We start from the raw sequence: 5,564 nt of genomic DNA, 5'->3' as shown, positions 1-5,564 counted from the left end.
AAATTAATCAAACTGACGAGGGTTTTGAGATACTTTAGTAGGTCAGGAATCAGCAATCAGCTATCAGCTATCAGCTATCAGCAATTAGCAATCAGCAATTAGCAATCAGCTATCAGCTATCAGCTATCAGCTATTAGCATCAGTAATCAGGTTATGCTTGACATCACAGGCTAGAAGCCTGTGCCACGATCTTTGAGGTGCCAAAGGCTGACCACTGACCGCTGAGAGCTGACTGTTTAATGCTTGATTTGAGATGTGAACATGCTTTATTTCTAAGGAAAGGCAAGAGGGAAGAGGAACCTACCCCTAACCCCCTCACCCAGGAGGGGAAGGCAAGAGGCAAGAGTTAATCAAGTAGCACTGCATCCCGATTCCCGATTCCCGATTCCCGATTCCCGATTCCCGATTCCCGATTCCGGTGTTCCATCTCATGTACACTTATTTAACTGACGCAATTACCGCTTGTGAGCAAGCTTTGGAAAGTCCATCCCCAAATGGAGCTGATTTTGCCTCGACTTGCCGAGTTTTAGGCAATATCTTGCAAGGGATGGGTCGGTTTGATGATGCAATTTTCTGGCACTCTAGAGTGTTCGATGACAAACCGAATTTAGTGCAAGTTTATGCTAAGTTCGGTAGTCTATATACCAGCCAACAACAGTGGCAGCAAGCGATCGCATCCTACTATCATGCTATACGCCTCCAGCCAGATTTTGCTGAGGCTTACTGGAGTTTGGCAGAAATCTATTCTCAGCTGGGGAATAAAGACGAGGAAATTGAGTGTTGGTATCAGACTCTGAACCTGAAACCCCAATCAGCAAAGGCTCAGGGGCATTATAAACTAGGGACAGCGTTCCTGGGTCAGGGTAAACCGGATCGAGCCATTGCTTGTTTCCAAAATGCGATTGAGCGTGACTCCAGCTTATGGGCAGCTTACTACGAGTTAGGAGACTGTTTGATAGCCCAGGGCAAGTGGGAGAATGCGATCGCATGTTATCGTCAGTTACTCGACCTTGACCCAAATCAAGCTAAGGGGCACTATAAAATTGCTGGGATTTGGCTCAAACAAGGAATGGTGGACACAGCGATTGCAGCGTTTCGCCGCTCGATTGAGGTTGATCCAAATTTTCCTGGAGCTTATCGGGAACTGATCCAACTGTTGATTCAACAGCAGAAGTGGGATGAAGCGATTGTCTCATGCCGTGCGGTAATTGCGACAGTGGGTGACTATCCCTGGACTTATGTTAAACTCGGGGATACTTTGGTAAAAAAAGGTGAGTTTACTGAAGCCTACAGTTGTTATCAAAAAGCTGCTCAATTGCGGGGTTGGGATCAGTGTGCTCAGAAGGATTATCGATTCACCGAGGATAAGTTTACCTTTAAAATTCCGGTCTGGGAAAAACACTTGCAGCCCCTAGCTGGTGTGGCTGATGCTCAGTGTCTGGAAATTGGGAGTTTTCAAGGTAATTCCGCTTGTTGGTTACTTGATAAAATCCTCACTAACCCCTCAGCTCGATTAACCTGTGTTTCGCCATACTTTCAGGAAGAGTTTGCTGCCAATATCGCTAAAACTGGAGCAGCCGAAAAGGTGACTAGGTTAGAGGGAAAACCTGAGCAGTTGCTTAATTCCATTGATAGCAATTGCTATGATTTAGCTAATATTCGCGACAGGCGTCAAAAAGCTACCATTGCTGAGCAAAATGCTTTACTTTGTTGGAAGCTGCTCAAGGTTGGGGGGCTGATGATCGTTAATAACTATGGATGGAGCAATCCTGCTAAACCACAAGAAGCGCCTAAAATTGGGATTAATAGGTTTCTAGATTCAGTTAAGGGTCAGTTTGAGATTCTGCATCAGGATCGTGTACTGATTGTGAAAAAGATAGCGTCTTAACGGTAACGATGTCAAGGGATATCAAGCACTCTTCGGGTCATGATCACGATTCTGTTGACCAAACCCAGGGCCAGCTCAAGGTGGTGAAAATTCAATTAAAGTTGGCTAAAGACCATGCTAATCGCGGTAGTCTGTATGCTCAACAGCAACAGTGGCCAGATGCGATCGCATGTTACGAAAAAGCGATCGCTATTGACCCCAAATTTGCTGGAGCTTACCGTAACTTGGCTCGGGTTTTCGCTAAGACTGGTCAACAGGACGAGGCTACCGAGTGTTGGTATCAAGCCCTAACCCTAGAGCCACATTGGGCTAAACCAGAGGAGCATGTTAAGTTGGGCAACAGGCTGTGGTCTCTAGGCAAACCAGACCAAGCCATCACCTGTTATCGACAAGCGCTTCAGTTAAAGCCCAATTTACTGCAAGTTTACTATCGTCTGGGGGAGATACTCAAATCCCAGGGAAAGATGGAAGATGCGATCGCACTTTATCAACAAGCGGTCGAGAATAATCCCCGAAATCACCAAGCCATGAACTATTATCGACAAGTGGTCGATAGTAATCCCAACCCTAGCGCTAAAGATTATCATCAGTTGGGTCAACTCCTCAGAGGGCAAAGTCGATTCAAAGAAGCCATAGAGTCTTATCAAAAAGCGATTGAGCTTGACCCCTGTTTTAAGCGAGCTTATGTAGACCTACAGTACACCTGGATTGAATCAGAGCAGTTAGGGCAACTTATCACCTTTTATCGACAGTGCATCGAACGGGAACCAGATTTTCCTCTAGCTTGGGGTAATTTAGGGGATGTGCTAACCGAGCAAGGGCAACTTGAAGAAGCGATTAGCTGTTACCAAACTAGCGCTTACAAAAAAGCAGTTGCATCCCATCCCAACCTTGCCGAGGTTGACTGGAAACCTAAAAAAGAGCATGGTCCAGACTTCGTTATTATTGGAGCGGCCAGATGTGGTACATCTTCATTATATATGTATCTGAGTCGTTATCCACAAATTATATCTCCTCATAAAAAAGAGTTAAATTTTTTCAGTAAATATTATAATCAAGGGATTGATTGGTATCTCGCTCATTTTCCATCCATTACCGACACTCCTAATTTCTTAGCTGGGGAAGCAAGTCCTAATTATTTTGACTGCACTGAATCTGCTCAACGGATGTTTCAGTTTTTCCCTAACGTTAAGCTGATTGTTTTATTGAGAAATCCCGTTAATCGCGCCATCTCTTGTTACTATCACAATTTTTATCATGGCCGAGAAAAGCGCAGTCTAGAAGATGCCCTAGCTCTAGAAAAGCAACGACTGGAAACCTTAACAGAATCAGAGCTATTACAGATTGGGTATCGACACCCAAATAATTTATTAGGAAGTCTTTACGTCTATAAGTTAAAACGATGGATGGAAATTTTTCCAAGAGAACAATTTTTAATAGTGAAGAGTGAAGACTTCTATAGCAATCCCAAGACTGTCATGAGTACCATCATTGATTTCTTGGGATTATCTGATCAGACGTTTTTTCAATACCCCAAATGCAATGGTAGATCTTACACTCCCATTAGTCAGGAATTGAGACAAACTTTAAGTGACTTTTTTCGACCTCATAATCAGAAGTTAGAAGAGTATTTGGGAATAAAGTTTAATTGGGATTAGGCTGGTTTTGATTGGAATTTGTTATGACAGAAAGGGAGCAGGGAGTAGGGAGTAGGGAGTAGGGAGTAGGGAGTAGGGAGTAGGGAGTAGGGAGTAGGAAATAAGCAATTTAAATTCAAATTAGCTTACCTGCGATCGCTATTAAAAAAATGTTAAGTTATAAACTGTAGGATTTAGGTGAGTTTAGCAGTTTCTAGGGTAATGATATACACAGAATTTTTTTCCACTTCCCTCTTCTGACTTCACTGCTCCCTGCTCCCTGTTCCCTGTTCCCTGTTCCCTTTTCCCTGTTCCCTGTTCCCTTTTCCCTAAAATCACCATGGTTAAAACCACCTCCAAACTCACTTTTGAGGAATACCTGGAATATGATGATGGCACAGATAACCGTTATGAGCTATTTGATGGAGAGTTAGTAGAATTGCCTCCTGAGAGTGAACCAAATAATTGGAGGGTAATGTGGCTAAGGGATGAATTAATCCAACTAGTTTACCGCCGTTTAATTAAAATGCACAATTGTGAATTACAAGTTCCAGGAAATCCTCAAAACCGCTATCCAGATTTGGTAGTGATTAGAGAAGAACATCTTATCCAAACCGAAAAACGCCTAACTATCACCCTTGATATGCTTCCCCCACAGTTTGTGGCTGAAGTAGTTAGCCCCTACAAAAACCAAAGGGATGAAAACTACCGACGTGATTATGTAGAGAAAGTACAACAATACCAAGAAAGGGCTATTCCTGAATATTGGATTATTGACCCCCAAGAGCAGTTAGTAACTGTGCTGGTATTAAACAATGGTTGTTATGAAAAACAAAAATTTCGGGGTAATGAGCAGATTGTTTCCCAGACTTTCGGTGATTTTAAGTTTACAGCTTTACAGGTAATAAGTGCTAATTGATATAGCAGCTGCGTAGGGTGCGTTAGGGACGGCTCGCCCTGATATTACGTTTCGCAGTCAGTGTTGAGATAGCCCGTCCCGTAACGCACCACCGGGTCTGGAAGAAATAACGAATTTAAATTTACATCAGCTTACCTGCGTTCCCTAAAGTTATGCGTTCGTTTTTTTAAATTCATTCTCAAATTACCTCCCCAAAAAAAAATTTATAAAAACCCTTGACAAATAAATTTATAATCATTACAATAATCATTGTAAACATAATTCAGGTTCTTAACCATGTCTCAAAACTTTATCCCGAATCAAAACAATAATCCTGAGGAGTCTAACCCAAAGAAACAACGTATTAAGTACATTAAGGGCTCTCCTGAAGGAGTCACCAAAACTATTTACTCCCTTCATGCACTGGGCTATGCAAAGGTTTCCGACTGGAGCCCTTTGCAGGCAACCGGAATTCCAGGGCAAGTAATTAGTTTTGCAACCAAGTATTCGACTTGGCGTTAATAGGTTAGGTTAAATTTCTGGGGGGTTTTCCCCCCGGCAAAGGCTCAGGTCTGTTCGCTTACTGTGACCTTTGCCCAATAAAATAGGATCACATCCGGATTGATTCGGAAAGTGAGAGACATGACATAGTGTTTACTGAAATAGCCGTGGATAGTATTTCTACGGCTATTTTTTTTTGCTTTTTAAAAATATGAAATGCACCCCCTACTGCTCCCTACTCCCTGCTCCCTACTCCCTGCTCCCTGCTCCCTTTTGATATCAATCCTATATTTACAACTTACATAAAAATGCTAGATAACCTTGACTAAAGAATCAGCGATATGGTGACTTAGTTCTACAGGTACAGCATTGCCTATCTGCCTCATTGCTTCTGTCCATGAGCCGAAAATTTTATAATTATCTGGGAAAGTCTGGATTCGCTTAGCTTCATAAGTGGTGTAATAGCGGACTCGACCATCATGATAACGAATCATATTTTCTCCTCCAGGTACACCATGATCTCCTGCCTTTAACGCTTTGGAAGGCATATCAATGTAACTGCCAGTATGTCCTGGATAAATTCTTGCTCCCTTTCTTAAGACATGCTCAAGGTCAAAACTACCTAATGAATCAGGTTCTA

6 protein-coding genes are annotated in these 5,564 nt (G+C 42.6%); 4 read left to right on the top strand and 2 right to left on the bottom strand.

The window, feature by feature from the left end; translation table 11 throughout:
• Positions 1–430: 430 nt before the first annotated feature.
• Entirely contained in the window at positions 431–1,888 is a 1,458-nt protein-coding gene (locus F6K52_RS31460) for a tetratricopeptide repeat protein (protein ID WP_293088186.1), read from the top strand.
• 8 nt (positions 1,889–1,896) lie between these two features.
• Complete coding sequence (locus F6K52_RS31455; RefSeq protein ID WP_293088184.1) at positions 1,897–3,546, top strand: tetratricopeptide repeat-containing sulfotransferase family protein; 1,650 nt, start codon at positions 1,897–1,899, stop codon at positions 3,544–3,546.
• On the opposite strand, the gene F6K52_RS31450 is transcribed toward F6K52_RS31455, so the two are convergent.
• On the bottom strand, positions 3,543–3,665 hold the full coding sequence (locus F6K52_RS31450) for a hypothetical protein (protein WP_293088182.1): 123 nt from the start codon (positions 3,663–3,665) through the stop codon (positions 3,543–3,545). The two genes, F6K52_RS31455 and F6K52_RS31450, sit on opposite strands and share 4 nt — an antisense overlap.
• Positions 3,666–3,865: 200 nt before the next feature.
• On the opposite strand from F6K52_RS31450, the gene F6K52_RS31445 reads away from it, so the two are divergent.
• Together F6K52_RS31445 and F6K52_RS31440 are read left to right on the top strand one after the other, a co-directional pair.
• On the top strand, positions 3,866–4,444 hold the full coding sequence (locus F6K52_RS31445) for a Uma2 family endonuclease (RefSeq protein WP_293088180.1): 579 nt from the start codon (positions 3,866–3,868) through the stop codon (positions 4,442–4,444).
• 276 nt (positions 4,445–4,720) lie between these two features.
• On the top strand, positions 4,721–4,945 hold the full coding sequence (locus F6K52_RS31440) for a hypothetical protein (protein WP_293088178.1): 225 nt from the start codon (positions 4,721–4,723) through the stop codon (positions 4,943–4,945).
• A 290-nt stretch (positions 4,946–5,235) separates the two neighbouring features.
• On the opposite strand, the gene F6K52_RS31435 is transcribed toward F6K52_RS31440, so the two are convergent.
• On the bottom strand, positions 5,236–5,564 hold a 329-nt coding region (locus tag F6K52_RS31435), incomplete at its 5' end, for a DNA cytosine methyltransferase (protein WP_293088176.1).

It is taken from the genome of Moorena sp. SIO3H5, assembly GCF_010692395.1.
In the GTDB taxonomy this organism is placed as follows: domain Bacteria; phylum Cyanobacteriota; class Cyanobacteriia; order Cyanobacteriales; family Coleofasciculaceae; genus Moorena.
Note: the sequence above shows the minus strand (reverse complement) of the source record. Positions and strands in the feature narration are given on the sequence as shown.

Coding starts and splice junctions, on each gene's coding strand:
- F6K52_RS31455 (WP_293088184.1), top strand. CDS start 1,897: ATGTCAAGGGATATCAAGCACTCTTCGGGTCATGATCACGATTCTGTT.
- F6K52_RS31460 (WP_293088186.1), top strand. CDS start 431: ATGTACACTTATTTAACTGACGCAATTACCGCTTGTGAGCAAGCTTTG.
- F6K52_RS31440 (WP_293088178.1), top strand. CDS start 4,721: ATGTCTCAAAACTTTATCCCGAATCAAAACAATAATCCTGAGGAGTCT.
- F6K52_RS31445 (WP_293088180.1), top strand. CDS start 3,866: ATGGTTAAAACCACCTCCAAACTCACTTTTGAGGAATACCTGGAATAT.